Consider the following 24,222-nt stretch of genomic DNA (forward strand, 5'->3'; position numbering starts at 1 on the left):
TGTCCAGGACGCTGGACCAGCACTGTCGACTTCAGGATGCCGGCCTTCGAGATCGCCACCCGCACCGCTACGCAAAGGCGACGACGGCGTATCTCTCATCGTGAACGGTTCGCCCCCACAGCGCGGGATCGGGCAGCGGCTCGACGCGGGCGGTCTCCACCAGCGGCCGCAGCGCCGCCAGGAGCCGCTCCGCTTCGACCCCGCCCATCCACGGCAGCGACTCCGAGCCCACCGCGTAGGACTGGTCCTCTCCCGGTTCGGCACTCGCCCAGCGCCCCTCGATGAGGACCAGGCGCCCACCGGGGCGCAGCAGGCCGATCCACCGGCGCAACGCCTCCTCGGGGTCGGGCAGGGTCCACAGCAGGTGACGGGAGAGGATCACATCGAAGGACGATCCCGCCTCGGCAGGAGGGTTGCTCGCGTCACCCACCAGCATCAGGGCATCGAAGCCGGCCGCGGTGAGCTTGCGCCGGGCCTGCCCGACCATCAGCGGGGCCAGATCCACGCCGACCGGCCGATGGCCCTGCTCGGCGAGCACCAGGGACAACGAGCCGGTGCCGCACCCCAGGTCCAGGACGTCGGCGGGTGAGGCCGGCATCCAAGAGCGCAGGCGCTGCGCCCATGCGGCCCTGACGCCGGGGTCACGAAGGCCGTGGTCGGCCTCCTCGTCGAAGGAGGCGGCGAAGGCATCCCAGAAGGAGGCGATTGAAGCAGCGGTTTCGGACATCGACGGATCATGTCATCCGCCACCGACACCATCCCGGACTTGTTGTGTGTTGAGCGCCCGGTTGTTGGGCTCTGATCCACTTTCGATGACGAGGTGACCTCCGAGCCGGCCGCCACGTTCGACGCGACGCTGACCGGCTTCCTGGTGGGCGCCCAACGTAGACCTGACCGTACGGCAGGATGGGCGCCATGATGGAGATCAACTTCCTGGCCGAATCCGACCGCGCCTGCTGGGAAGTTCTGGCCCGTGGTAAAGACACGTACTTCAAGGTCGAACGCGGGGACGACGCCTACGAACGGACCTGGCGACGCCTGCTCGACGACGAGCGGATACGCGGGATCGCCGCCCGACTGGACGGCGAAATGGTCGGCATCGCGCACTACCTGTTCCATGCCAGTGTCTGGTACGCCGGGAAATGCTATCTGGCGGACTTGTTCGTGAACGCGGAAGTCCGGCGGCGGGGTATCGCGACGGCAATGATCGAGTGGGTGGCGCGGGACGCCAGGGAGCACGGATTCCCAGGCCTCTACTGGAACACGCTGGAAGACGCCCCGGCTCGCGCGCTGTACGACAAGGTGGGCAAGTTCCACGAAGGGCTCATCCACTACGCCTACCGGCGTGACGCGAACCAGGCCTCCACCCGGCGCTGAGGGGCGATCAGGATAGGGCGATCTCGACCGGACCGGCGAAAGCCAGCGGAACGATCCCGTCGAGTGAGGCGACCGGCCTGTGGAACACCGCCAAGCCGACTCCGACGTCCTGCCGGCCTGCCTTCGGCCCTCCGACCAACCGCTCTCCTCACTCTCCGCTGCCGCGTCATCGAGAGCGGGCCAGAGCCCAGTTCCACGTCGTATATGGCGACGATGCCTGGTGACATTCCGTGATGTCCGTCAGACGTCCCTGACGCGATCAACGCGATCGACGCGATCGACGCGCTCTCGTGCCGATGTGCGGGTGCTGCTGGTGCTAGGCCTGGTCGTGGTACATCGGTGCCGGCTCTCCGTAGTGCACCCGTCGAACGGCACCGGGCAGGGCTTCGGCCAGAGCCTGGGACGCGTCGACGGAACATCCGACGGTGAACTCGATCTCCTCGTCGACCTCGCAGGCCAGGCACCAGGCTTGATCTTCGGGCCACACGAGGTGCGGGTCTTGATAGCCCAGCGCAGAGCCGTACCAGGCGAGGGCGGGCGCGTCGCTCAGTACTTCGACAGAGCCGGTGAAGAGCAGCATCTCTCGATTCGGAATGGCCACCCGTGGCGCTTCGGGATTCGGCGGGTGTCCGCCCCACCCCTCCCAGATCGCCGCGTATCCGCTGAAAGGCGTGGTCGTGCATGTCGCGAGAGTCGCGAGTGCCACGTGAACGGCGCGATCTTCTCCCTGCGGGTAGACCCCCTCCGCCCCATGGGCAAAGGCGATACGCACGTACACGTCGAAGCCCGGTGGGCCGTAGCGAACAAGATCCCACCACTCGACATCAGCCCGGAGCAGCCATCGAGCCGCGTCGGCATTCGGAGCGGGTCGCACCTCGTTCATGTCCTCAGTTTGTCGCAACCACAGACGGTAACCGAGACCGGATGGCTGCTGGGCGAAGCCGCCTGCCGCGTCGCCGCCCTGGCCCGCCACCTGGACGCCGAACTCGCCGAGCTGCCGAACCGGGTCATCCTGCGCGACGACACCGGGGCCGACCCGGCCGACCGCATCACCGAAGCGTGCGAGCACCTGGCCCGCTGAACCGAGCCCCATGCCGGGCGTGCCGACGGCGGCGCGCGCGTGGATCGCTCATCTCGAAGCGCTCGGCGAGCAGCTGCGTGACGGCGAGCCCGGCCGCCGGCACTGGCACCACGCCCGCCGCTACAACGCTCTCGTGGAGGCCGTGGCGGACCTCGGCGATGCCTAACCCGGGCGGCCTGGACTACCTCCGAAACGAGGCCACCCGGCGCAGGAGCCGAGCCGTCCGCGCGTCGCCGGCGAGGAGATTTCCCGCTCCGGTTGCGTCCCGGACGTACGCCGGAGGTGTCCGTGTTGCGCGCGGAGAAACTGGGCCAGAACCCATCAACCGGGCGTATCCACTGGTATCAACTGGGCGCTCAACACGGACGGACACTGCTGTCCTACCGTGGGCAGATGCCACATGATCGGTAAGGCGATACCGTCCCATCCATGCAATGGAGCGAGCGGCGGCTCGACGGACGGAGCGTCACCGACACGGTGGTGGCGGTCGCCGTGGCACTGATCATCAGATACGCCTTCGTCGATCCGCCGGGACCGTCGTCGCCGTGGCCCGCCTGGTCGGCCTGGCCGGCGGCGGTACTGGTGAGCCTCCCGATCGCCGTCCGGCGACGCCGGCCGCGGGTCGTGCTCGCCCTCGCGTGCGCCACGGCCGCGATGGCGACCATGGCCGGCGCCGTCGCGGTGGGCGCGATCTGGCTGACTTTCACACCGACCGTGCTCGTGCTGTACCTGGTGGCCGCCACCGCCTCGATCGCATGGTCGGCGGCGGCTCTGGCGGCCTGCCTGTCAGCCGCGGTGACCTCGATCCTGGTCTTCTACGCGCAGGTGTTCCCCGGCCTCGAGCCCGCGGCGACCCCCAGCGAGATACGGCCGGCCTGGCCGATCGAGATCGGTGTGACCGGTGTGCTCCTGACCGCCGCGTGGGCCGTCGGGGCGGTCGTCCGCTGGAAGCGGAACACGACCGCCCGCCTCGTCCGCCACCTCGCCGACACCGCGGTGACCGACGAGCGCAGACGCATCGCCCGGGAACTGCACGACATCATCGGTCACAGCATGAGCCTGATCACCGTCAAGGCCACCGTCGCCAACCACGTCGCCGACGCCCGCCCGCAGGAGGTCCGCGCCGCGCTGGCCGTCATCGAGCAGACCAGCCGCAGCACACTGGCCGAGATCCACCGGGTGCTCGACCTGCTGCGCGCCGACGGCGACCCCCACCAGGACCCCGTGCCCGTCCCCGGCATGGCGGACCTGCCCGAACTGGCCGCCCACGCCCGCTCGGCCGGGGTCGAGGTGGACCTGGCCGTCCGGGGGGAGAGCGCGTTGCCCGCCGCGGTCGCGATGTCGGTGTACCGGATCGTGCAGCAGGCCCTGACCAACGTCGTCACCCACGTGGGCCCCACCCGCTGCGCGGTCACCGTCGACGTCGACGGGCAGGAAGCCGCGATCGAGGTCGTCGACGACGGACCCCGCCACGGCCGCCCGCCGCGGGCGGACCACGGTGGCCACGGTCTGATCGGCATGCGTGAACGCACCAGGATGTACGGAGGCACGTTCGAGGCGGGGCCCCGGCCCGAAGGAGGCTTCCGCGTGGCGGCCCGGCTGCCCTACGGCCCGGACGGCACCCAGGCATGAGCAACCACGGCATGAGCACCGACGAGACGAGCACGGACGAGATGAGCATCCAAGGCATGAGCACCGACGAGACGAGCACGGACGAGACGAGCACCCACGGCATGAGCACCGGCGCCGCCCCGCACGACCCGCCCCCGCCCGTCCGGGTCCTGCTCGCCGAGGACCAGGTGCTGATCCGCGACAGCTTCAAGGTCCTCATCGACGCCACACCGGGGCTGGCCGTCGTGGGCGAGGCCGGCACCGGTGCCGAGGCCGTGTTCCTGGCCCGCCGGCACCGGCCCGACGTCGTCCTCATGGACGTGCGCATGCCGGACATGGACGGCATCGAGGCGACCCGGCGCATCTGCGCCGACCCCGACAGCGCTGGCGCGCGCGTGCTGATCCTGACCACGTTCGACCTGGACGAGTACGTCTACGCGTCGCTGCAGGCCGGCGCGAGCGGCTTCCTGCTCAAGAGCGCCGCCGCGACCGAACTGCTGGCCGCCATCCGCATCGTCGCCTCCGGTGAGGCGCTGCTCGCGCCCACCGTGACCCGTCGGCTCATCACCGAGTTCCTGCACGGCCCCCGCCCCGCTCCGGTCGTGCGGGACCTCGGCGAGGTCACCCAGCGCGAGCGCGAGGTGCTCGCCCTCATCGGCAGAGGCATGTCCAACTCCGAGATCGCCGAGCACCTGCACCTCACCGTCGGCACGGTCAAGACCCACATCGGCCGCCTCCTGGCCAAGCTGCAGGCCCGGGACCGGGCCCAGCTGGTCATCGCCGCCTACGAGGGCGGGCTCGTCGCCGGTCCGGACGGCCGCCGGTAACCGGTCCGGCGCTCTTCAGGATCGATCGTCCTGCGATCCGGAGGCGGTGGTCCGCCCGGTCAGCCGTTCGTAGCGCTGCCTGGCTGCCTGCGGGGTGCCGAGTCCGAGCCCGAAGGCGATCTCCTGCCACGTCATGCCGCGGCCCCGCGCCATCCGGATGAGCCCGGCCTCCAGATCGTCCGCCTCCGCACGGGCCTGGGGGACGAGGGTCAGGGCGGCGACGATGTCGGCCCGGTCCACCTCCGGCTCGCCGTTGTCGGGCAGCGCCGCCCCGCTGAGCAGGAACGACACGATCTTGACGGCCTCGTGCGGCCCGAGGAGCGAGGGATGGACCTGGCGGCGGCGTTGTGCGTCGGTGGCCGCGTGCCGTTCGGCGATGCGCAGGAGCGACGCGTATTCGCGGTGTGCTCGCGCCTGCCCCGCGTGCAGGGGCGTGAAGGGATCTGCGGACTGCTCGGGAATCGACGACATGCGACCAGGATGATCAGCGTACGAATGATTGTCAACTCTTTGTTTTGAACGAATCGTTCAATTATTGAGACTCTGCACGGATGCCTTCGTCCACGCGGGCCGGGCCGGGGCAGGGCGTCGGCGTGTCATGCCCGGGGCAGGGCTCCGGGTTCTGCGGAGGAAGGCCGGTGGGCCGGTCCGCCGCGGCCCGTGGTCCCGGAGCGCCGGGACGTCAGGGAGACGGCGCGAGCGAGCGCAGATAGCCTCCGGCGGCGGTGAGGGCGGCGCGCAGCCGTTGCGGGTCGCGGGTCGTCTTGGCCAGCAGGAGACCTCCCTGGATCGCGGCGAGGGTGGACTGGGCCAGCGTCGCCGTGTCGGCGTCCGGCCGGATCAGGCCGCGGTCGCGCAGCCGGTCGAGCACCGTGCGCAGCTGTGCGGCCCAGGCGTCGAACGAGCGGGCGAGGTCCTGGCGGGCGGGCTCGTCCGTGTCGGCGAGTTCGGCGGCGAGTGATCCGATCGGGCATCCGATGCGGCAGTCCAGGGCCCGCTGGTGGGCGACGAGCGCGTCGAACCAGGCGTCCAGGCCCGCCCAGGAGTCGATCGCGACCAGGTGCTCGGCCATGGCGTCCACGATCGCCGTGGTCTGCCAGGCGATGATCGCGCGGACCAGCGCCTGCTTGTCGGCGAAGTAGTGGTACAGCTGGCTCTTGCTGGCCCCGGCCTCGGCCAGGACCTGGTCGAGGCTGGTGGCCTCGACCCCCTGGCGCTCGACGAGGCCCGCGGCGGCGGCCACGATGCGCTCCCTGGTGCGCCGTCCGCGCTCGGTCCTGGGTTCCTCCGGCACGTTCCGATCCTACCAACTGATTGGACCGTGCAGTCCAGTTGTGATTAGAGTGGACTAAACAGTCCAGTTATTGCTCAGAATGAGGCCCCTCATGCAACTCACCGGTTCCCGCGCGCTCGTCACCGGAGCGACCTCCGGCATCGGCCGCGCCATCGCCGAGGCGTTCGGACGCGAAGGCGCACACGTGCTCGTCGCCGGGCGCGACGCGGCACGGGCCGCCGAGGTCGTCGCCGGCATCGCCGCGTCCGGCGGCACCGCCTCACCGGTCATCGCGGACCTCGGTGCGCCCGGCGGGGTCGCCGCGCTCGTCGAGGCGGCGAAGGCGCACGGCCCGGTCGACGTGCTCGTCAACAACGCCGGCGTCTATCCGGTGCGCGGCACCGCGCAGACCGACGAGGCGACGTTCGAGGCCACCATGAACCTCAACGTGCGGGCCCCCTACTTCCTGACCGCCGCGCTCGCCCCGCTCATGGCGGCACAGGGCCGCGGCCGGATCATCAACATCAGCTCGATCGCCGCCCACCTCGGCACCGACAACATGGGGCTGTACGGCGCATCCAAGGCCGCGCTCGAACTGCTGACCAAGTCGTGGGCGGCGGAGTTCGGGCCGTCCGGCGTCAACGTCAACGCGATCGCCCCCGGCCCGACCCGCACCCCCGGCACCGCGCCCATGGGCGCCGGGCTCGACGAGTTCACCAGCGGATTCCCCGCCGGGCGCCCGGCCGTGCCGGAGGAGATCGCCGGTGCCGCGGTCTACCTCGCCGGACCGGGTGCGGCCTTCGTGCACGGTGCCACCATCACCGTCGACGGCGGCCGGACGGCCATCTGACCCCGCGGCCGGCGGGGGCTCCACCGGCCCCGGATCACTGTGGTGCTGACGGCGGCCCGATCCGTGACATCACCGCGGTGGGCCGGCCCCTCGCCGTCCATCTCTCCGGTCGGCCGCTGACCGGCTGAACGGATCGCTTCGCAACGCCGCCCGGTGGACAGGACGCCGTTCCGGCGAGAGCGGATGCCCTGCTCGGCGTGGGGTTTTCCCGGCGAGCCACCGGATACCGCCTGCGGCCGCACCCGGCCGGCAACCGTTCCGCAACCGTCCGGCACCCGGCCGCGACTTAACGTGATCACTCAATCACGCAAAGGGGTCGGAGGCGGGAGTGGGAACCAGGCGCTCAGCGCGGCGGCCGGGACGGGTGCCCGGAGCCGTCCGTACGCGCCCGAGTCCGTCGGCCCGCCCACCGCGCGGGGGCGACGAGGGCGGCGTCGCCGTCCTGCTGTGCGTGCTGCTCGCCGGCGGGGTGCTGCTGGCGATGGCCGCGCTCACCATCGACGTGGGCCGGCTGTACCTGGAACGGGAGGAACTGCTGAGCGGCGCGGACGCGGCCGCCATGGCGGTGGCCGAGCAGTGCGCGCGCGACGGCGGCCGGTGCGGGCCGTCGCCGCACGCCGTCGCGCAGCGGTACGCCGACGCCAACGCCAAGGACGGCGTCTCGGCGGTCGAGGTGGTCTGCGGGCGGACCGGGCGGGGGGACCTGCCCGGTTGTCCGCCGCCGGCCGCCAACCTGACCGCCTGCCTCGGCGACGCGCCGGTCACCGCGACCTACGCCGAGGTGCGCACGCTGTCGCGGATGCCGGACGGCCGCACGCTGCTGCCGCCGGTCTTCGCCCGCACGCTGCTGGGGCGCGGCGACTACGCCGGAACCCGGGTGCGGGCGTGCGCGCGCGCCGCCTGGGGGCCGCCGCTGCGGGCCCGGGGCCTGGGCGTGACCGTCTCGCTGTGCGAGTGGAACGACGCCACCGCGGGCGGCACCGCGTTCGCCCCCGCCCCGCCGCAGGCCGCGCCCGCCGCGGCCGAGACGGTGCTGCGCCTGCACACCACCTCATCCGGGCACTGCACCACCCGCGGCTCCGGCGGCGACACCCCGGGCGGGTTCGGCTGGCTGGACGACGCCGACGACGACTGCTCGGTCCTGGTGGAGGCCGACGGCACCTACGGCGGGGACCCGGGCGTGTCGGCGTCCCAGGCGTGCAGGTCGCTCCTGCCCCGGCTGCGCGCCGACGGGACGGTCACCTACCTGCCGATCTTCCGCGGCGTCGCCGGCACCGGCCAGCACACCAGGTACACGATCGAGGGGTTCGCGCCGTTCGTGGTGACCGGCTATGCGCTGCCCGGTGCCTCCGAGCCGTCGAAACTGACCGGCGCGCAGCACTGCGCCGGCTCCGACAAGTGCCTGTACGGCTACTTCACCCGGGCGCTGATCCCGGCGAAGGGCGTGATCGGCGGCCCGGACCTGGGCGCGGTCATCGTGACGCTGATCGGCTGACGACGTGTCACCCCGGTGCCCGTCGGCGGCGAGCGTGCGCACGCATCACCGGCGGCCCGGCGGCGGGCATCGGCTTTCCGATCGTGGAGGTGCGGGCGGAGCCGGGGAAGGGGCGGGGGATCAGCGCAGGTACCGGTGGATGGCGTGGCGGATCTGCTCGGGTGTCATCGGGTCGGTCGACAGGGCGCTGTGCAGTACGAGCCCTTCGATGAGCGCATCGAGCCCCCGGGCCGTGGTGGCGTCGAAGTGGCGTTCCAGCGCCTGGCGGCTGCGTGCCATCCAGGCCTGGGTGACGGCTCTCAGGGCGGGGTTGCGCGCTGCCGCCACGTACAGCTCCACGGCCAGGACCAGGTCGTGCTCCGAGCCGAGCAGGTCGTCCGAGACCAGCGCGATGACGGCTTCGACCGCCGCGTCGCGGTCCCGGGCGGCGCCCAGCCGCTCGTCGAAGACGCGGGACACCGACTCGGCGTGCCGGGTGAACGCCTCGGTGAGGACCTCCTCCAGGGAGGTGAAGTGGTAGGTCATCGACCCCAGCGGAACATCGGCGGCACGGGCGATCTCCCGGTGCGTCGTCGCGGCGACGCCGCGCTCGGCGATGACGGTCAGGGCGGCGTCGATCAGCCGGTCCCGCCGTCCGGGGTCGTGCCGCCGGGGCCGCCGGGGGACGGACGACCGCGGGGCCGCGGCGGGGTCGCTCATGCCGTGCCGGGCTCGATCGTGCGGATCACGCGGGCGGGGTTGCCCACCGCCACGACGTTCGCCGGCAGATCGCGGGTGACCACCGCACCGGCGCCGACGACGGTGTTCTCCCCGATCGCGACCCCGGCCAGGACGATCGCCCCGCTGCCCAGCCACACGTTGTCGCCGATGGTGATCGGCGCGGCGGCCTCCCACTTGGCCCGGCGGGGCGCCGGATCGACCGGATGCGTCGGGGTGAGCAGCTGGACGTTCGTGCCGATCTGCACGTCGTCGCCGATGGTGATCGGTGCGACGTCCAGGGCGACGAGACCGAAGTTGGCGAACGACCGGGCGCCGATGCGGATGTGGCTGCCGTAGTCGACCCGCAGCGGCGGCCGGATCTCGGTGCCCTCGCCGATCGCGCCGAGCAGCTCGGTGAGCAGCCGGCGCCGCTCCTGCGGATCGCGGGCCGAGGTCGTGTTGAACGCGTCCATCAGGTCCATGGCCCGCAGGCTGCGCTCGGCCAGCTCCGGGTCGTCGGCGATGTAGGGGTCGCCGGCGAGCATGCGCTCGCGCATCGAGCGGTCGTCTCCGTCGAATGTCATGCGTACGAGTGTACACATCTAATGTACGCCTGTACGTAAAGGAAGGGTGCGGCGCCGGTGACGTTCTGACCTGCACGCGCGCCGCCCGGTGCCCGTCACCGGAGCACTGCGCGAACGCCCGCAGCCGGCCCGCGGCCGGCGGGGCGGCCGGGCGCGCCGAACCGGTGACGGCGCCGGCCTCCTTCGTCGGCAGGCCCTCCGGCCGGTCATGACCTCGCAGATCAGGCCGGTCGGCCGGTGCGGCCGCCGGCCCCGCCGGCCGGCCGCCGGCCATCGGGGTCTCCTGTCCGGCCGCGGTCCGGGCCGGGCACCGAGACCGGCAGGCTGAGCGTGAAGGTCGAGCCCTCGCCCGGGGCGCTGACGGCGGTGATGGCGCCGCCGTGCGCTTCGGCGATCGCCTCGGCGATGGTCAACCCCAGCCCGACGCCTTGGATGGCGTGCTCGTGGGCGTACCGGGTGCGGTAGAACCGCTCGAACACGTGCGGCAGCTCATCGGCGTCGATGCCGACCCCGGTATCGGTGACCGCGATCGCCACCTGCTGCCCGGTGGCGGAGGCGCGCACGGTGATCGGCGTGCCGGTGGCCGAGTATTTGACCGCGTTCGACAGCAGCGCGCTGACCGCTCGCACCAGAAGGTCCCGGTCGCCGGGGACGCGCTCGGCCCCGGCGTCCAGCCGTACCTGGAAGCCGTGGCCGCTGTCGCGGGCCGAGGCGGCGGTGACGCGCACCGCCGCCTCGACGATCTCGGCGACCGGCACCGGAGCCGCGTCGACCTCCAGGCGGTCGGAGCTGATGCTGTTGATCGAGAGCAGATCCTCGACCAGGTCCTGCAGCCGGGCGGCATTGCGGATCATGGCATCCAGCATCCTGCGGCCCGGCGGCGAGATCTCCACCACTCCGGTGTCGGCGTCGGCCACGACCTCCAGATAGCCGATCAGAGAGGTCAGCGGGGTGCGCAGCTCGTGGGAGACGGTGGCGATGAAGGCGTCCTTGGCCGCGTCCAGCTCCTTCAGGCGCGCCACCGTGACCTGCTCGGCCTCATAGGCATCCCGCAGGGCGCGCTCGGCGCGGCGCCGGTCGGTGATGTCGTGCACGAACGAGTGGAAGGCCCACTCACCGTCCTCGCGGGTCGCCCACACGACGATCTCGATGGGGAACTCGCTGCCGTCGGGCCGCCATCCGGACAGCTCCAGACGCCGCCCCAGCACGTTCGACCGCCCGGTGGACAGGAACCGGACACGGCCGGACTCCTCGGCCTTGCGGTAGCGGGGCGGCACGATCGTCTCGTGCAGCAGCCGGCCCAGCGCCTCCTGTCTCGGCCGGTCGAACATGCGCTCGGCCGCGGTGTTCCACTCGGTGATCCGCCCGGCGGCGTCCATGGAGACGAACGCCTCCATGGAGGTCTCGATGAGCTGCTGCAGGCGGTGCCGGCTGCCTTCGACCAGCTGGTGGACCCGTCGGCGGTCGATCACCCGGCCCAGCTGGTGGCCGAGGGCGGTCAGCATCCGCAGCAGCGGCTCATCGCGCTCGGCTCCCTGCTCGGAGAAGAACTCCAGCACCGCCGCCACCCCGTCGGCGGCCACGACCGGGAACGCGAACGCGGCCCGCACCCGCAGGTCGCGTTCCTGCTGGGCGCGGAAGAACAGCGGATCGGCGGTGACGTCACGCGACCAGACCGGCTTGCCGGTGGTCACCACCTGGCCGATGGTGCCGGTCCCCGGGGAGAAGAGGGTACGCAGCGTCACCTCGCGCAGTGCCGGGAAGTCCTCGATCGCGCCGGCCCAGATGTCGGCCGAGACGAAGTCCTCGCCCAGGTCGGCCGGCACCCACAGATGCCCCAGCGGCCACCCGATCAGCTCGCAGACCGCACCCAGTGTCGCGTGGGCGGCCGCCTCGAAGTCGTCGCTGGCCTGCGCCAGAGTTGTGATCTCGTCGAACAGCGCCACCAGCGCCGCGTCCCGCCGCGTGCCCGCCACCGCAGAACCCCCTTTCCCATGGCCCGTACCCGCAGAGCCGCCGCCGCCACCTCCCGGCCGGACCGGGAGCAGGCGGACGATCGCGCTCGGGCAGGCGGGCGGAATCCCCGGGGTCAGGACTGGTCGGGCGCTCGCGGGATGAGCAGCCTCCGGTTGAACGCCTCGGTGACGGCGGCGGCGCGGTCCTTCACACCGAGCTTGGCGTAGATGTTCAGCAGGTGGCTCTTGACCGTGGCCTCGGTGATGAACAGCCGGTTGGCCGTCTCGCGGTTGGTGTTCCCGGCCGCCACGAGTTCGATGATCTCGAGTTCCCGCTGGCTGAGCAGTTGCGGGGCGGGCGTCCTGACCCTGTTCATCAGCCGTGCGGCCACCGAGGGGGACAGAATGCTCTCGCCCCTGGCGGCGGCGCGCGCGCCTCGCAGCAGCTCCTCCCGAGGGGAGTCCTTGAGCAGGTAGCCGGTCGCGCCCGCCTCGATCGCCGGCAGGACGTGGGTGTCGGTGTCGTAGGTCGTCAGGACCAGTACGCGCGCGGTGACACCGAGCCTGGCCAGCTCGGTGATGGCGGTCAGCCCGTCCATGCCGGGCATGCGCAGGTCCATCAGGATCACGTCGGGCCGGAGCTCCTGGGCGAGCCGTACGGCTGCGGCGCCGTCCGCGGCCTCGCCGAGCACCTGGAATCCGGGTGCGGAGGCGAACATGCTGCTCAGCCCGTCCCTGACGATGGGATGGTCGTCGGCGATCAGCAGCCGGACCGGGGGCTCGGTCGCGGGATCGGTCATGCGAGGCTCCCTGCCGGAAGGATGGGGATGCAGGCCGAGATCCCGGTGCCGGCACCCGGCTCGGACTCGATCCGCAAGGTCCCGGACAGCCCTTCGACGCGCTGCCGCATGATGGTCAGGCCGAACCCGCCGCCGGGGGACGGCGACCCCGCACCGCCGCTCGCGGCCGCGGCCGCCCCGGGGCCTGCGGGCTCGAAGCCCCTGCCGTCGTCACGGACGTCCAACGCCACCTCGTCCTCCAGATAGGAGAGCGTCACCCCGACCCTGGTGGCGCCCGCGTGCTTGGCCACGTTGGCCAGCGCCTCCTGCGCGGTGCGCAGCAGTGCGAACTCGGCCTCCGGCGTCATCGGCCGCGCCGTGCCGGTGGTCGTGACCTGGACGGCGAGCCCGTGCAGCTTCGACCACCGGTCGGCGACGTCGGCGAGCGCGTCGCTCAGGCGCCCGCCGTCCAGCGGCTCGGGCCGCAGCGCGTCGACCGAGCGCCGGGCCTCGGACAGGCTCTCCCTGGCCAGCGTCTTGACGGACTCGAAGGGCCTGGCCCACGGCGCCGGGACCTCGTGCATCTGCTCGGCCGCCTGCAGCTGCGCGATGATCCCGGTGAGCCCCTGGGCCAGGGTGTCGTGGATCTCACGGGCCATCCGCTGGCGCTCGTCGAGGACCCCCGCCTCCCGGGCCTGGGCGAGCAGCTGGGCGTGCAGGCCGGCGTTCTCGGTGAGCGTCGCCTCCAGCCGCCGGTTCGTCTCGCTCAGTTCGGCGAGGACCTGCTCGCGCTGCTCCTTCTCCCGCTCGGCGCGCCGCAGCACCCAGGCGGTGCCGCCCATGAGGACCACGTTGGCGACGACGATGGACAGGTACAGCGCCAGGCCGGAAGCGGTCGTCTTGGGCACGTCGGAGGCCTGCGCGGTGCCGGCCACGACCGCCGTGGCGGCCACGCCCAGCAGCCGCCACGGCCAGCGCAGGACGGTGAAGGCGTAGATGTAGGGCGCGGGGGTGAACAACCCGAACGCGGGATCCCTCACCACCAGGACCGCTGTGATCACCAGCAGCCCGGTGAAGAACACCCCCATGATCCGCGGCCGCTCCCACCAGGCGGGACGCAGGGTGAACATGCCGAGCATCCATGCCGCGGCCAGCCCGCACAGGCCCAGGTCGATGAGGAGCAGGTTGCCCGGCGGGTACTGCGCGATCACCTTGAAGGCGGCGAGGGCGGCCAGCAGCGTGTACGGCACCGCGGTGACCAGGAGGAACGGGCGATCTTCCCGGGCGGCCCGGGCGCCGGGCTGCGACCTCGGCCTGTCCAAACCCTCTCCTCCTGTTCAAGATCCCTTCTTCGGTGGTGAGTCTATGCCCGGCGGAACCGGCGGAACCAGCGGAACCGGGGACCGGGGACCGCGATGAGCGCGGACCCGGCCGCCGCCGTCCGCCACCCGGGTCCCGCCCGGCGGCCCCGCCGGATCGCGGTCTCGACCGGCGAGGAGGCCCCCTCCGCGGGGTCGAGCCGGAGCGGACCGGCCGGGCTCGGTGACGTGGTGCGGGTGATGGGGGAGTGGCAGTACGACGGAGGGCCCGTGCAGCTGCATCCGGGGGATGTGGGGTGGTTCTGGCGGTTCGGTGCGGAGCGGACGGCGGAGGCCGTGCGGACCTGGAGCCGGGCCGGGGAGGTCCTGGCGCTCGGGCTGCTGGACGGTGCGGAGTTGCTGCGGCTGGCGTTCGCGCCGGAGGCGCTGCGGGACGAGGAACTGGCGCGGCGGGTGGCCGAGGACGTGTCGGCGCCTGAGCGCGGCGTGCTGCCCGAGGGCGAGGCGTACGTCGAGGCGCCGACGGGCGCGCTGCTCCAGGACCTGCTGTCCGAGGACGGCTGGAGGAGCGGCGAGCCGTGGACGCTGCTCCGGCGTGATCTCGGCGCGCCCGTGCCGGATCCCGGCGTCCGCGTCGAGGTGGTCGGGCCGGAACAGGCGCACGAGTGGGCCGCGGTCGTGCGGGCGTCGTTCGGGGGGTCGACGTTCACCGACGAGCGCTGGCGCGCGATGGCGGCGGGCGCGCCGTACGCCGGCGCGCGCTGCCTGATCGTCCGCGACGAGCAGGGCGAGGCGGTGGCGGCCGTGTCGGTGTGGTCGGCGGGGGAGGGCAGGCCGGGGCTGATCGAGCCGATGGGGGTGCACCCGGCGCACCGCGGTCGCGGTTACGGCCGGGCGGTCACGATCGCCGCGGCGCGCGCACTCCAGGAGTCGGGTTCGTCCGGCGTGCTCGTCTGCTGCCCGAGCTCCAACGCCGGCGCCGTCGCCACCTACCGGTCGGCCGGCCTCGATCCGCTGCCCGAGAGGCGGGACCTGTACCGCGAGGCCTCCTGAGGCTTCAGGCGCCGGGCCGGTGTGTCCGGTGACCGGGAGGCCGGCTCCGGCCCCCGCCGGAGCCGGGGCCGGAAGCCCGTTCGCCGCCGCCGGGCGGATTCGGCTCGCCGGGCCGGGCGACTGCGCGGGAAACGGCTCAGACGACCACGACCCGGCGCCCGCGCGTGTGGCCGGCCTGGCTGTCGACGTGCGCCGCCGCGGCCTCGGCGAGCGTGTAGGACTTCTCGACCGGGATGTGCAGCCTGGCCCGTGAGATGAGGCGGACGGTCTCGGCGAGCGCTTCCGGCATGCTCCCGGCCACGCCGGAGAACCGGGCGCCGAGCTCCGGCGCGGTGAGATCGGCGATGGAGATCACCTTCTGCGGATCCCCGGTCAGCTCGACGAGCTCGGGGATCACGCCCGAGCCGGCCAGATCGAGCGCCGCGTCGACCCGGCCGAGCAGCCGGACCCGCTCGGCCCAGCCCTCGCCGTACGTCGTGGCGACGGCGCCCAGGCTGCGCAGGTAGTCCTGGTTCGGGGCCCCGGCCGTGCCGATCACCGTGATGCCGCGGTCGCGGGCGATCTGCAGCACCGCCGATCCGACTCCCCCGGAGGCGCCGCTGACCAGCAGCGTCTGCCCCGGCCGCACGCCGGCCTGGCCGATGATGCGCAGCGCGGTCTCCATCACGGAGGGGTATCCGGCCGCCTCCTCGAACGTCAGGCCCGCCGACATCCGGGCCCAGGCCGACAGCACGGCGAACTCGGCGTAGGTGCTCGAACCTCCGCCGAACACGTGGTCGCCGACCTCGACCCCTTCGACGCCCTCGCCGACCTCGTCCACCGCTCCGGAGGCGTCCTGCCCGACCCCGGCGGGCAGCTCGATCGGATCGATCGCCTGGGTGGACAGGCCGTGCTCGCGCGCCGGTCCACCGGTCTCATGGATGCATCACCACTTGAGGGTTCATCGCCCTCAGAGCGGGATTTTTCCTGAAAAGTTTACAACGAAAGATCAACGATACCGTTGAAGGCATGGATATCAAGGACACCGCCCGGCCGCTCGACGGCCCGGGTATCTCGGCGCTCCTCAGGTCGCTTCCCGCCGGACCCCTGCTGCTCGGCCTGGGCGAGGCCAGGCACTTCGTGGGGGAGCTGGGCGAGGTGCGCAACGAGATCTTCCGGCATCTGGTCGAGCACGAGGGCTACCGGTCGTTCGCCATCGAGAGCGACTGCCTCATGGGGCTCGTGGTCGACGACCACATCACCACGGGCGAGGGTGCGCTCGACGACGTCATGGAACGCGGCTTCAGCCACGGCTTCGGTGCGTTCCCGGCCAACCGCGAGCTCGTGCGCTGGATGCGGGCGTACAACGAGGAGCACGACGAGAAGCTCCGGTTCTTCGGGATCGACGGCCCTCTGGAGTACTGGGCGGCGAGCCCGCGCCAGGCGCTCACCGGTCTGTGCGACCTCCTCGACGGCCCGCTGCCCTGCACCGGGGAAACCTTCGACACGCTGCTGGGCCCGGATGACCGGTGGGCGAACGAGGCCGCGGCCAGGGACCCGTCCCGGTCGATCGGCCGGTCCGACGACGCCCGGCGGCTGCGGCTGATCGCCGACGACCTGGTGGCGCTGCTCGACACGCAGGCGCCGCGGCTGAGCGCGCAGGACCGGGAGCGGGCGGAGCTGTACGGGCGCACCGCCGTCGGCCTGCTCCGCTACCACCACTGGATGGCCGACGACTCCCCGGCACGGTGGACCCGGCTGTCGGCCCTGCGGGACGCGATGATGGCCGCCAACCTGCGCGCCGTCGCCGGGCGCGGCCCGGCCCTGGTCTTCGCCCACAACGTCCACCTGCAGCGGAACAAGAGCCTCATGCCGTTCGGCGACCAGGTGCTGGAGTGGTGGAGCGCGGGGGCGATCGCCGAAGCGCACCTGGGCGGCCGGTACGCCTTCCTGGCCTCGGCCTTCGGCACGGCCGGCGACGACGCCCCGCCCCCGGGCACCGTCGAGAGCCTGCTGTCCGCGCTCCCGTGGGACCGCTGCCTCGTCGACGCCCGCCGCCTGGCCGAGGCCGTCACGGAGCCCGTCCCGCGCGTCTCCCGCGACTTCGCCTATTTTCCGCTGGACCCGGCCCGGCTCGACACGATCGACGGCGTCGTCTTCCTCGACCAGGCCGTCAGGCTGGATTGACGGGCGCGCACGCGTCAGGCCGTGCTGACCCGCAGCGTGCCGACCTCCTGCAGCAGTACGGACCTTCAGGATGCCGGGCCTCAGGACCGGCCGCACGACGCGGGGCAGAACTCGACCTCGGGGTGGCGCGATGACGGCTCCTGCAGGAGGGGCTGCCGCTGCGCCTTCAGGTGCTGGTCGAGGAAGGCCGCCACGTACGTGCGGGTGAGCTCGGCGGCGCGCGCTGCGGGCAGGGCGTCGGCGGGGGGCTTGACGCCGAGGGCGCCCATCAGCAGCGGGGTGTCGTTGAAGGAGTGGTGTTCCGCACCCGACAGCACGATCCAGCGCTTCCATCCGGACAGCCGCTTCCAGTCGCGGTCCCACGAAGGGTCGCGGCCTCCGGGGACGTGCTGCGGCGACCCGATGAACATGAACGGCCGGGAGAGGCCGCTTTCGGGGATCCGGGCGTAGGTGGTGCCGTCCATGTCGATCCCGGCGCGCACGCGGGAGTCCTTGACCATGGTCGCCACGGCGCCGGCCCCGCCGATCGACTGGCCCGCCATCGCGATCCGGGAACGGTCGATCAGGCCGGAATGCTTCCACCCGGAGGTCAGCCGGTCGAGGACGAAGGAGACGTCGGCCGCCCGGCCCTGGACCACGCCCGTGCCGAAGCCGGGGTCGCTGTCGCTGTCGCAGGCCAGGCATTCGGCGACCCGCCCGTCGGCCAGGGTGGTGGCGTAGCTCTCGTAGGTGTGGTCGATCCCGGCCACGACGTAGCCGCGGCTGGCCAGGTCCTCGGCCAGGGAGGTGAGCGTGCTGACCGGTTTGGTGAAGCCGGGGGAGAGCACCACCAGCGGAAGCTTCCGCCCGGCCGGGTCGGCGTCTTCGACGGCGTTGGTGCGTGTCCTGCTCAGCGTGTCGTACGGTGCGCCGGTGATCCTTGAGCCCTTCATGAGGAGCTCCGACTCCCTGGCTGTCATGTACGGCGCCCGCCGCCCGCCGCGCTGCCCGGTCGGATACCACAGGGTGACCTTGAGCTCCCTGGCCTCGGTGTCGGGGTTCCAGGGGTCGGGGCGGGAGGTGTCGGTCAGATGCAGGGCGGTGGTGCCGACCGGATGGGGGCCGGTGGGGGCGGGCAGGGTGGCGGGGCCGGTCGGCGTGGCCGCCACGCCGGCGGGTCTGGGCGGGGTGGGCGCGGAGCAGGCGGACGCGGCGAGGACGGCCAGTCCCGCGGCGACTGCCAGGAGCTGTCTCATCGGGAGGTCCATTCACTTGTGCAGCAAGGTCAGGGCCTTGGCCAGCGCGGGGTCGCGCCCGGCGGCCGCGTCCTGCGGGGTCAGGGGCACATGGTGGTCGGGCGGCACGCCGACCCGGTCGATCACCTCACGGTTCGGCCCGAGATGGTGCTTGGACGGAAAACCCAGCAGGGTGTTGTTGCTCAGCAGGTACGACTGGGCCGGGCCGGATATGGCCCCGGCGGTTCTGGTGCCGACCAGCAGGCCCAGGCGCAGGTCCTTGACCGCAGCGCTGAAGTGCTCGCACGCCGAGGGACAGCCAGGGCCGGTGAGCACCACCAGCGGCAGGCCGAGCAGCTCGACGGTGTCGTCGGTCCGCGTGGCCTCGCATTCGTTGTCCACGGTGCACTGGTAGGCGGTGACCCTGCCGTGGCCGAACGCGCTGACCAGCCGGGTGGCCTCGGCGGGGCTGCCGCCGCCGTTGTCGCGCAGGTCCAGCACGACGCCCGACAACGTCCGGCCGGTGCGTAGCCGGGCGACCGCCGTGAAAACCCTTTTGGCGGCGTCGGAGGCGAACCCGCGCAGCCGCACGTAGGCGACGTCGTCGTCCAGCAGCTTCGACTGCACCACCCGCAGGGCGGCCGGATCCTGCTGGAAGAGGCCGGGCTTGAGCGTCACGCTCCAGCGGTGGCCGGTGGCCTGCCGCAGGAGCCGCAGCCGCACCGGGCGCGCTTCGGGGTATTGCGGGTAGAGGGCGGCGATGGCGGGGGTGGCCTCGCCGTCGACGAAGGGCGCCGATCCGTTGATCGATTCGATGATGTCGCCCGGACGCAGGCCGGCGGTCTGCGCGGCGCCGCCCTGCACGGCGGTGACGAACAGCGGGGGGAGGGCGACGCCGGGGCCGCCGTCCGCCTGCAAGCTGGTGACGTTCACCTGGAGGCCCAGGCCGTAGCCGTCGCCGTCGTAGTAGTCGGGCGGCCGCTTGACATCGTGCTGCCAGCGGGCGTGGTCGTCGCCGAGGCCGGCCACGATGGCCTCGAGGGTGACGACGGCCAGCTCGTCGCGGAGATCGGGGATCCGATCGGTGATCTTCCGGTAGGCGGTCTCGAAGGCGGTCCAGTCGGCTCTGCGGTCGCCGGTCAGCGCGGGCATGATCGCCTCGGGCACGTCGCGTCCGTTGCGGTTGAGCTCCTGGGTCAGGGCGACGAACCCGGCCCTCAGCAGCGAGCGGGCGTCCAGCACGGGGCCGCTGTAGTAGCGGTCGAGGATGCAGAAGTAGGCCTGCTCGATGACGTCGATCGTGGTGGGTGTCTCCGCCCCGAGGGGTCCCGAAGGCCGCGCGCAGGCCGTACCGGCTGCCGCGCTCGCCTGGCTGCGCGGCGGCGTCGGCGCCGTGCAGGCCGCGGCCAGGAGGAGGGCGAGCCCGGCTGCCGCGGTCCTGATGGCGGTCATGGGCCCGCCTTCGCCGGCCTCGTGACCGGGGTGCTGTGCTTGTTGACGACCTCGGCGGGCTCGGTCATGCCAGCCGCCTCCTGATCCACCAGAAGCAGAACCAGGTGAGGCCGGCGGTGAGCAGGGCGTAGATCCCGGTCTCGATCCACTGCAGGGGCCAGAAGCGCTCCAGGGGCTGGTAGGTCGCCTGCTGCCGGTAGCCGAGCCGGTTGACCTCGGCCGGGCACCCGTCCGGTGATCCCGCTGCCGGTGCGCAGGCTCCCGACGTGGTGGAGACTCCCTCGATGACGCCCTCCTCACCGCTGGCGGCGATGGTGCGCCCGGCCGGATCGACCAGTTCGCTGGACAGGACCCAGGCACCCGTGTGCCCGGGGATCGCCGCTTGGATGCGGACGTCGAAGGTGCCGTCACGGTTTATGCCGAAGCCGTCCACGTTCTCCCGGCCGAGCTCGAAGGTCGAGGTGACCGGAGGGATCAGGTGGGGCCGGACCAGCAGCGGCATGGCGAGCTGGACGGCGGCGAAGACGACCAGGGTGAGGGCCATGGCGGGAAGGGGGCGGCGGACGAGCATCCCCACGCTCACCCCGAGGACGAAGGCGAAGGCCGCGTACCCCAGGGGAGCGATCCCGCGCGCGCTGAACACCAGGGGATCCATGAGTGCGAAGCCCCCCGGCGCGGACTGGTCCAGCGGGCCGGACCACCAGGTCACCGCCAGACCGCTCACTCCCGCGGCGGCTACGGCGACCAGGCCGGTGAACCCGAGCTTGACCGCCAGCCACCGGGTCCTGGTGATGCTCTGGTTCCACACCAGCAGGTGCGTGCCCGCCTCCAGCTCCCTGGCGATCAGCGGCGCTCCCCAGAAGAGCCCGATCATGGCGGGCAGGGCCAGCACGACGAGGATGCCGGCCAGGAAGGGGATCTCGTAGTCGTCGAACAGCTGGTTGTAGAAGCCTAGGCACTCATCGCCCCGCGTGCAGGAGGCGAGCCCGCCGGCGTAGTCGGCGGCCAGCTGTGAGCCGGTCGGGACCAGGACGGCGGCGAGTAGCACGAGCAGGACCGCCGTCATCAGGGCGGCGCCGCGGAGCTGGCGCCAGGTCAGCCAGATCATCGCTGGACCTCCAGGGGGGCGCGCCGGTCGGCGACGGTGGACCTGTCCATGTAGGCCAGGACGAGGTCCTCCAGGCCGAGCCGGGTGACCGTCCAGGCGGGGTCGTGGATCGGGGTGTCGGTACGGATCACGTAGGTGCTCTGCCGGTCGGTGTGGCTGGCGGAGACGACGTGCTGGTCGGCGGGGAGCCGGTCGGGGTCGCGGCGCGGGCCGGCGAGCCGGTGGTGGGTGGCCAGCAGTCTGTCGGTCTCCCCGGCGACCTGCACGCGGGAATCGACCAGCACGATCAGGTAGTCGCAGATCCGTTCCAGGTCGGAGACCAGGTGGGAGGAGAGCACGACACTGAGCTCGTGCTCGGCGACGGCCTCCATGAGTCCCTGCAGGAACTCGCGGCGGGCCAGGGGGTCGAGCGAGGCGACCGGCTCGTCCAGGATCAGCAGCTCGGGCCGCTTGGCCAGGCCCAGGGTGAGGGCGAGCTGGGCGCGCTGGCCGCCCGACAGCCTGCCCACCCGCTGGGCGGGATCGAGGCCGAGCCGCGCGATGCGCTCCCGCGCCACGGCGCCGTCCCAGCGGGGGTTGAGCCGTTCCCCCAGCCGGAGGTGGTCGGCGACGGTCAGCCCCGCGTAGACGGGGGTGTCCTGGGCGACGAACCCGACCCTGGCCAGTTGCGCGGGCGTGCCCCCGGGTCGGCCGCCGAGCACGGTGATGTCACCGGCCGTCGGCTCGAGCTGGCCGCCGGCCAGCTTCAGCAGCGTGGTCTTGCCGGCCCCGTTGGGGCCCACCAGTCCGACGACGTGGCCCGCGGGAATGTCGATGGTGCACTTGCGCAGCGCCCAGCGCCTGCCGTACCGCTTGCCCAGTCCCTGGGCCTGTAAGACGGAAGTCACGCTATGTCCTCCTGAGCGGTGCTCCGAAAGGTGGTCATGAAGAGGGCCTCGATGCTCTCGTCGTCGAGGCCGGCCCGGCGGGCCTTGGACAGCCAGCGCTGCAGCTCCAGCCGGAGCGGGCCGTGCGCGGCCAGTGAGGTGTCGGTGAGCGTCTTCGTCACGAACGTCCCCACGCCCGGCCGGGCGGAGGCCAGGCCTTCGTGCTCGAGTTCCCGGTAGGCCTTGAGGACGGTGTTGGGGTTGATCGCCAGCTGCGCGACCACCTCCTTGACGGTCGGCAGCCGGTCTCCCTCGTGCAGCAGGCCGAGCCGGAGCGCGCGCCGTACCTGCTGGACCAGCTGCAGGTACGGCGAGACCCCGGACTTCGCATCCAGATGGAACTCGATCACTGTAATCTCCATTTACCTAGGCTCCTAGTACATTAGATATTTACATATAAGGAACCGGTAAAGGAGGTGTCCGGCGGGAAGCCCGCCGCGTCACCCCCGCGGGGGGCCGGGCAGGGCCTTCCGGAGGCGGTCGGCCATGGCGCCGATCCGCTCGATCAGCTCCGGCGGGTCGTGCACCTCGAACCCGACGTCCATCAGGGCCACCCACACGACGATCTCATCGAGGTCGTCCGCACCGCACAGGAGGACGCAGGTCTCCGCGTCGACGGGCTCCACCGTCCCCACCGTCGGCGGCATGTGCCCGGTCACGACCTCCGCGGGAGCGTGCACGGTGAAGCGGGCCCGGTAGCGGTACGGAGCACTGGAGATCGCCCGGGACGCGTAGGCGGCGAGATCCTCGTCGGGCGGGTCGCGGGGGACGAAGCGCGGTCCGTTCGGCGTCCTCAGGCGCAGCCGGTCGACCCGGTAGGTCCGCCAGTCCTCCTTGTCGACGTCCCAGGCCACGAGGTACCACCGGCGGCCTGAGTGCACGAGCCGATGGGGCTCGGCCGAACGGCGGCTCTCCCGGCCCTCGTGCGACCGGTAGTCGAACCGCAGCCCCTCATGGTCCCGGCAGGCCGCGGCGATGGCGGTCAGCACCTCGGGGTCCACCGGCGCCGCGGCCCCCGTCATGGGCACGGTCATCGACTGCAGAGCATGGACGCGGTGCCGCAGCCGCGAGGGCAGCACCTGTTCGAGCTTCGCGAGCGCCCGTACGGAGGTCTCCTCGATCCCGGCGACCGTGCCCCCGGCAGCCGTCCTCAGCCCCACCGCGACCGCGACCGCCTCGTCGTCATCGAGCAGCAGAGGAGTCGAGCCGAGGTCTCCAACATGTCGTCAATCCTGCCCGCCGCCTAGGACCATAACTGTCCTAGGCGGCTCCTAGCGTCTCCGGCATGACGAAGATCAACCCGTTCCGCATCGACATCCCGCAGGCCGATCTGGACGACCTCCGCGACCGCCTGGCCCGCACCCGCTGGCCGGACGAGCTGCCCGGCACCGGCTGGTCGTACGGCGTCCCGACCTCGTACGCGAAGGAGCTGGCCGAGTACTGGCGGACGGCGTACGACTGGCGGGGGCAGGAGGCGGCGCTCAACGAGCACCCGCAGTTCACCACCGAGATCGACGGCCAGAACATCCACTTCCTGCACGTCCGCTCACCCGAGCCGGACGCGCTCCCGCTGATCCTCACGCACGGCTGGCCCGGTTCGGTCGCCGAGTTCATGAAGGTCATCGGCCCGCTCACCGACCCCCGGGCCCACGGCGGCGACCCGGCCGACGCCTTCCACGTGGTGGCGCCCTCCCTCCCCGGCTTCGGGTTCTCCGGCCCCACCCGCGAGACGGGCTGGAACCCGCGCCGGGTGGCCCGCGCCTGGGCCGAGCTGATGGACCGCCTCGGCTACGACCGGTACGGCGCCCAGGGAGGCGACACCGGCTCGCTGGTCTCTCCCGAGCTCGGCCGCGTCGCCCCGGACGGCGTCGTCGGCGTCCACGTCAACGGAGCCCTGGGATTCCCGTCCTTCGAGCCCGGCGAGCAGGAAGGTCTCACGGAGGAGGAGCAGGCCCGGCTGGCCCGCTACTCGGACGAGGACGGATCGGGTTACGCCGTGATCCAGGCCACCCGCCCGCAGACGCTGGCCTTCGGCCTGCACGACTCCCCTGCCGGTCAGCTGGCCTGGATCGTGGAGAAGTTCAAGGAGTGGACCGACCCCGCCCACGACCTCCCCGAGCAGGCCGTGGACCGCGACCAGCTGCTCACCGACGTCAGCATCTACTGGTTCACCGGCACCGCGGGATCGTCGGCCCGCCTCTACAAGGAGGGCGCGGCCGACTGGGGCCGGCCCGTCGAGAAGTCCGACGTCCCCACCGGGGTGGCGGTCTTCCCGGGCGACGCCGGGATCCGCCGGATCGCCGAACGCGAGCACAACGTGATCCACTGGTCGGAGTTCGACCGGGGCGGCCACTTCGCCGCGATGGAGGCGCCGGACCTGCTGGTCGCCGACGTCCGCGCGTTCTTCCGGCCGGTCCGCTGACCCCTGGCCACCCGGCGACCGGCGGGGCGCC

Annotated in this window: 25 protein-coding genes and 1 pseudogene; 10 read left to right on the top strand and 16 right to left on the bottom strand. The window is 72.4% G+C overall.

The genetic code is table 11. The features are described 5' to 3' along the window. Positions 1–67: 67 nt before the first annotated feature. Positions 68–727, bottom strand: coding sequence for a class I SAM-dependent methyltransferase (locus IEZ06_RS16945; RefSeq protein ID WP_189237665.1), 660 nt, complete (start codon positions 725–727; stop codon positions 68–70). Between the two features lie 188 nt (positions 728–915). On the opposite strand from IEZ06_RS16945, the gene IEZ06_RS16950 reads away from it, so the two are divergent. Continuing rightward, positions 916–1,377 (top strand): GNAT family N-acetyltransferase, encoded by a 462-nt coding sequence (locus IEZ06_RS16950; RefSeq protein WP_229798273.1) that lies wholly within the window; start codon positions 916–918, stop codon positions 1,375–1,377. A gap of 316 nt (positions 1,378–1,693) precedes the next feature. Here IEZ06_RS16950 and IEZ06_RS16955 read toward each other — a convergent pair whose 3' ends face one another. Next, a complete protein-coding gene (locus IEZ06_RS16955; RefSeq protein WP_189237667.1) occupies positions 1,694–2,260 on the bottom strand; it encodes a hypothetical protein in 567 nt (188 codons plus the stop codon). 9 nt (positions 2,261–2,269) lie between these two features. Here IEZ06_RS16955 and IEZ06_RS16960 point away from each other — a divergent pair, with 9 nt between their 5' ends. From IEZ06_RS16960 to IEZ06_RS16975, 4 genes are all read left to right on the top strand, one after another. Beyond that, positions 2,270–2,458 carry a hypothetical protein gene (locus IEZ06_RS16960; protein ID WP_189237668.1) on the top strand — a complete coding sequence of 63 codons (189 nt, stop codon included), beginning with the start codon at positions 2,270–2,272 and terminating at the stop codon, positions 2,456–2,458. 10 nt (positions 2,459–2,468) lie between these two features. Further along, positions 2,469–2,624 carry a hypothetical protein gene (locus tag IEZ06_RS16965; RefSeq protein WP_189237669.1) on the top strand — a complete coding sequence of 52 codons (156 nt, stop codon included), beginning with the start codon at positions 2,469–2,471 and terminating at the stop codon, positions 2,622–2,624. A 263-nt stretch (positions 2,625–2,887) separates the two neighbouring features. Beyond that, positions 2,888–4,090 (top strand): sensor histidine kinase, encoded by a 1,203-nt coding sequence (locus IEZ06_RS16970; protein ID WP_189237670.1) that lies wholly within the window; start codon positions 2,888–2,890, stop codon positions 4,088–4,090. A gap of 101 nt (positions 4,091–4,191) precedes the next feature. Beyond that, a complete protein-coding gene (locus IEZ06_RS16975) occupies positions 4,192–4,896 on the top strand; it encodes a response regulator (RefSeq protein ID WP_203872080.1) in 705 nt (234 codons plus the stop codon). A gap of 15 nt (positions 4,897–4,911) precedes the next feature. Here IEZ06_RS16975 and IEZ06_RS16980 read toward each other — a convergent pair whose 3' ends face one another. Together IEZ06_RS16980 and IEZ06_RS16985 are read right to left on the bottom strand one after the other, a co-directional pair. Then, positions 4,912–5,367, bottom strand: a complete 456-nt coding sequence (locus tag IEZ06_RS16980; RefSeq protein WP_189237672.1) for a DNA-binding protein — start codon at positions 5,365–5,367, stop codon at positions 4,912–4,914. 211 nt (positions 5,368–5,578) lie between these two features. Beyond that, positions 5,579–6,190 carry a TetR/AcrR family transcriptional regulator gene (locus IEZ06_RS16985; RefSeq protein WP_189237673.1) on the bottom strand — a complete coding sequence of 204 codons (612 nt, stop codon included), beginning with the start codon at positions 6,188–6,190 and terminating at the stop codon, positions 5,579–5,581. A 91-nt stretch (positions 6,191–6,281) separates the two neighbouring features. Here IEZ06_RS16985 and IEZ06_RS16990 point away from each other — a divergent pair, with 91 nt between their 5' ends. Beyond that, positions 6,282–7,019: an SDR family NAD(P)-dependent oxidoreductase gene (locus tag IEZ06_RS16990; protein ID WP_189237674.1), complete on the top strand. Its 738-nt coding sequence runs from the start codon at positions 6,282–6,284 to the stop codon at positions 7,017–7,019. A 364-nt stretch (positions 7,020–7,383) separates the two neighbouring features. After that, positions 7,384–8,514 (top strand): pilus assembly protein TadG-related protein, encoded by a 1,131-nt coding sequence (locus tag IEZ06_RS16995; RefSeq protein WP_189237675.1) that lies wholly within the window; start codon positions 7,384–7,386, stop codon positions 8,512–8,514. 120 nt (positions 8,515–8,634) lie between these two features. Here IEZ06_RS16995 and IEZ06_RS17000 read toward each other — a convergent pair whose 3' ends face one another. From IEZ06_RS17000 to IEZ06_RS17020, 5 genes are all read right to left on the bottom strand, one after another. Beyond that, a complete protein-coding gene (locus IEZ06_RS17000) occupies positions 8,635–9,213 on the bottom strand; it encodes a TetR/AcrR family transcriptional regulator (protein ID WP_189237676.1) in 579 nt (192 codons plus the stop codon). Then, positions 9,210–9,797 (bottom strand): sugar O-acetyltransferase, encoded by a 588-nt coding sequence (locus IEZ06_RS17005; protein WP_189237677.1) that lies wholly within the window; start codon positions 9,795–9,797, stop codon positions 9,210–9,212. Before IEZ06_RS17005 ends, IEZ06_RS17000 begins: the two co-directional genes overlap by 4 nt. 221 nt (positions 9,798–10,018) lie before the next feature. Then, the gene (locus IEZ06_RS17010; RefSeq protein ID WP_189237678.1) at positions 10,019–11,773 is read right to left on the bottom strand and encodes an ATP-binding protein; all 1,755 of its coding nucleotides are present in this window, start codon (positions 11,771–11,773) and stop codon (positions 10,019–10,021) included. A gap of 113 nt (positions 11,774–11,886) precedes the next feature. Then, the gene (locus IEZ06_RS17015) at positions 11,887–12,552 is read right to left on the bottom strand and encodes a response regulator (RefSeq protein WP_189237679.1); all 666 of its coding nucleotides are present in this window, start codon (positions 12,550–12,552) and stop codon (positions 11,887–11,889) included. Next, positions 12,549–13,853 (bottom strand): sensor histidine kinase, encoded by a 1,305-nt coding sequence (locus IEZ06_RS17020; protein ID WP_189237680.1) that lies wholly within the window; start codon positions 13,851–13,853, stop codon positions 12,549–12,551. The genes IEZ06_RS17015 and IEZ06_RS17020 overlap by 4 nt, the downstream gene beginning before the upstream one ends. A gap of 93 nt (positions 13,854–13,946) precedes the next feature. Here IEZ06_RS17020 and IEZ06_RS17025 point away from each other — a divergent pair, with 93 nt between their 5' ends. After that, entirely contained in the window at positions 13,947–14,903 is a 957-nt protein-coding gene (locus IEZ06_RS17025; protein ID WP_189237681.1) for a GNAT family N-acetyltransferase, read from the top strand. 136 nt (positions 14,904–15,039) lie between these two features. Here the strand turns inward: IEZ06_RS17025 and IEZ06_RS17030 are convergent. Next, a pseudogene (locus IEZ06_RS17030) lies at positions 15,040–15,768 on the bottom strand (NADP-dependent oxidoreductase); the annotation flags it as partial. 143 nt (positions 15,769–15,911) lie between these two features. Between IEZ06_RS17030 and IEZ06_RS17035 the strand changes: the two are divergent. Continuing rightward, on the top strand, positions 15,912–17,069 hold the full coding sequence (locus tag IEZ06_RS17035; RefSeq protein ID WP_189237682.1) for an erythromycin esterase family protein: 1,158 nt from the start codon (positions 15,912–15,914) through the stop codon (positions 17,067–17,069). 80 nt (positions 17,070–17,149) lie between these two features. Here IEZ06_RS17035 and IEZ06_RS17040 read toward each other — a convergent pair whose 3' ends face one another. From IEZ06_RS17040 to IEZ06_RS17065, 6 genes are all read right to left on the bottom strand, one after another. After that, a complete protein-coding gene (locus tag IEZ06_RS17040) occupies positions 17,150–18,304 on the bottom strand; it encodes an alpha/beta hydrolase family protein (RefSeq protein WP_189237683.1) in 1,155 nt (384 codons plus the stop codon). A gap of 12 nt (positions 18,305–18,316) precedes the next feature. Next, complete coding sequence (locus tag IEZ06_RS17045; RefSeq protein WP_189237684.1) at positions 18,317–19,735, bottom strand: S41 family peptidase; 1,419 nt, start codon at positions 19,733–19,735, stop codon at positions 18,317–18,319. A gap of 64 nt (positions 19,736–19,799) precedes the next feature. Beyond that, complete coding sequence (locus tag IEZ06_RS17050; RefSeq protein ID WP_189237685.1) at positions 19,800–20,843, bottom strand: ABC-2 membrane transporter-related protein; 1,044 nt, start codon at positions 20,841–20,843, stop codon at positions 19,800–19,802. Then, entirely contained in the window at positions 20,840–21,730 is an 891-nt protein-coding gene (locus IEZ06_RS17055) for an ABC transporter ATP-binding protein (RefSeq protein WP_189237686.1), read from the bottom strand. Before IEZ06_RS17055 ends, IEZ06_RS17050 begins: the two co-directional genes overlap by 4 nt. Continuing rightward, complete coding sequence (locus tag IEZ06_RS17060) at positions 21,727–22,131, bottom strand: GntR family transcriptional regulator (RefSeq protein WP_189237687.1); 405 nt, start codon at positions 22,129–22,131, stop codon at positions 21,727–21,729. The genes IEZ06_RS17055 and IEZ06_RS17060 overlap by 4 nt, the downstream gene beginning before the upstream one ends. A gap of 78 nt (positions 22,132–22,209) precedes the next feature. Continuing rightward, entirely contained in the window at positions 22,210–22,929 is a 720-nt protein-coding gene (locus IEZ06_RS17065; protein ID WP_229798275.1) for a helix-turn-helix transcriptional regulator, read from the bottom strand. A gap of 125 nt (positions 22,930–23,054) precedes the next feature. Between IEZ06_RS17065 and IEZ06_RS17070 the strand changes: the two genes are divergently transcribed. Further along, positions 23,055–24,191 (top strand): epoxide hydrolase family protein, encoded by a 1,137-nt coding sequence (locus IEZ06_RS17070; protein ID WP_189237688.1) that lies wholly within the window; start codon positions 23,055–23,057, stop codon positions 24,189–24,191. The last annotated feature ends 31 nt before the right edge of the window (positions 24,192–24,222 follow it).

This window comes from Planomonospora antibiotica (assembly GCF_014647955.1).
Taxonomy (GTDB): Bacteria; Actinomycetota; Actinomycetes; order Streptosporangiales; family Streptosporangiaceae; genus Planomonospora; species Planomonospora parontospora.

What these genes read in the sequence shown, in the direction of transcription:
- IEZ06_RS16970 (WP_189237670.1), top strand. Translation starts at nt 2,888, where the DNA reads ATGCAATGGAGCGAGCGGCGGCTCGACGGACGGAGCGTCACCGACACG.
- IEZ06_RS16955 (WP_189237667.1), bottom strand. Translation starts at nt 2,260, where the DNA reads ATGAACGAGGTGCGACCCGCTCCGAATGCCGACGCGGCTCGATGGCTG.
- IEZ06_RS17000 (WP_189237676.1), bottom strand. Translation starts at nt 9,213, where the DNA reads ATGAGCGACCCCGCCGCGGCCCCGCGGTCGTCCGTCCCCCGGCGGCCC.
- IEZ06_RS17005 (WP_189237677.1), bottom strand. Translation starts at nt 9,797, where the DNA reads ATGACATTCGACGGAGACGACCGCTCGATGCGCGAGCGCATGCTCGCC.
- IEZ06_RS17040 (WP_189237683.1), bottom strand. Translation starts at nt 18,304, where the DNA reads ATGAGACAGCTCCTGGCAGTCGCCGCGGGACTGGCCGTCCTCGCCGCG.
- IEZ06_RS16980 (WP_189237672.1), bottom strand. Translation starts at nt 5,367, where the DNA reads ATGTCGTCGATTCCCGAGCAGTCCGCAGATCCCTTCACGCCCCTGCAC.
- IEZ06_RS16945 (WP_189237665.1), bottom strand. Translation starts at nt 727, where the DNA reads ATGTCCGAAACCGCTGCTTCAATCGCCTCCTTCTGGGATGCCTTCGCC.
- IEZ06_RS17015 (WP_189237679.1), bottom strand. Translation starts at nt 12,552, where the DNA reads ATGACCGATCCCGCGACCGAGCCCCCGGTCCGGCTGCTGATCGCCGAC.
- IEZ06_RS16965 (WP_189237669.1), top strand. Translation starts at nt 2,469, where the DNA reads ATGCCGGGCGTGCCGACGGCGGCGCGCGCGTGGATCGCTCATCTCGAA.
- IEZ06_RS17025 (WP_189237681.1), top strand. Translation starts at nt 13,947, where the DNA reads ATGAGCGCGGACCCGGCCGCCGCCGTCCGCCACCCGGGTCCCGCCCGG.
- IEZ06_RS17060 (WP_189237687.1), bottom strand. Translation starts at nt 22,131, where the DNA reads ATGGAGATTACAGTGATCGAGTTCCATCTGGATGCGAAGTCCGGGGTC.
- IEZ06_RS17050 (WP_189237685.1), bottom strand. Translation starts at nt 20,843, where the DNA reads ATGATCTGGCTGACCTGGCGCCAGCTCCGCGGCGCCGCCCTGATGACG.
- IEZ06_RS16950 (WP_229798273.1), top strand. Translation starts at nt 916, where the DNA reads ATGATGGAGATCAACTTCCTGGCCGAATCCGACCGCGCCTGCTGGGAA.
- IEZ06_RS17035 (WP_189237682.1), top strand. Translation starts at nt 15,912, where the DNA reads ATGGATATCAAGGACACCGCCCGGCCGCTCGACGGCCCGGGTATCTCG.
- IEZ06_RS17070 (WP_189237688.1), top strand. Translation starts at nt 23,055, where the DNA reads ATGACGAAGATCAACCCGTTCCGCATCGACATCCCGCAGGCCGATCTG.
- IEZ06_RS16975 (WP_203872080.1), top strand. Translation starts at nt 4,192, where the DNA reads ATGAGCACCGGCGCCGCCCCGCACGACCCGCCCCCGCCCGTCCGGGTC.
- IEZ06_RS16990 (WP_189237674.1), top strand. Translation starts at nt 6,282, where the DNA reads ATGCAACTCACCGGTTCCCGCGCGCTCGTCACCGGAGCGACCTCCGGC.
- IEZ06_RS17045 (WP_189237684.1), bottom strand. Translation starts at nt 19,735, where the DNA reads ATGACCGCCATCAGGACCGCGGCAGCCGGGCTCGCCCTCCTCCTGGCC.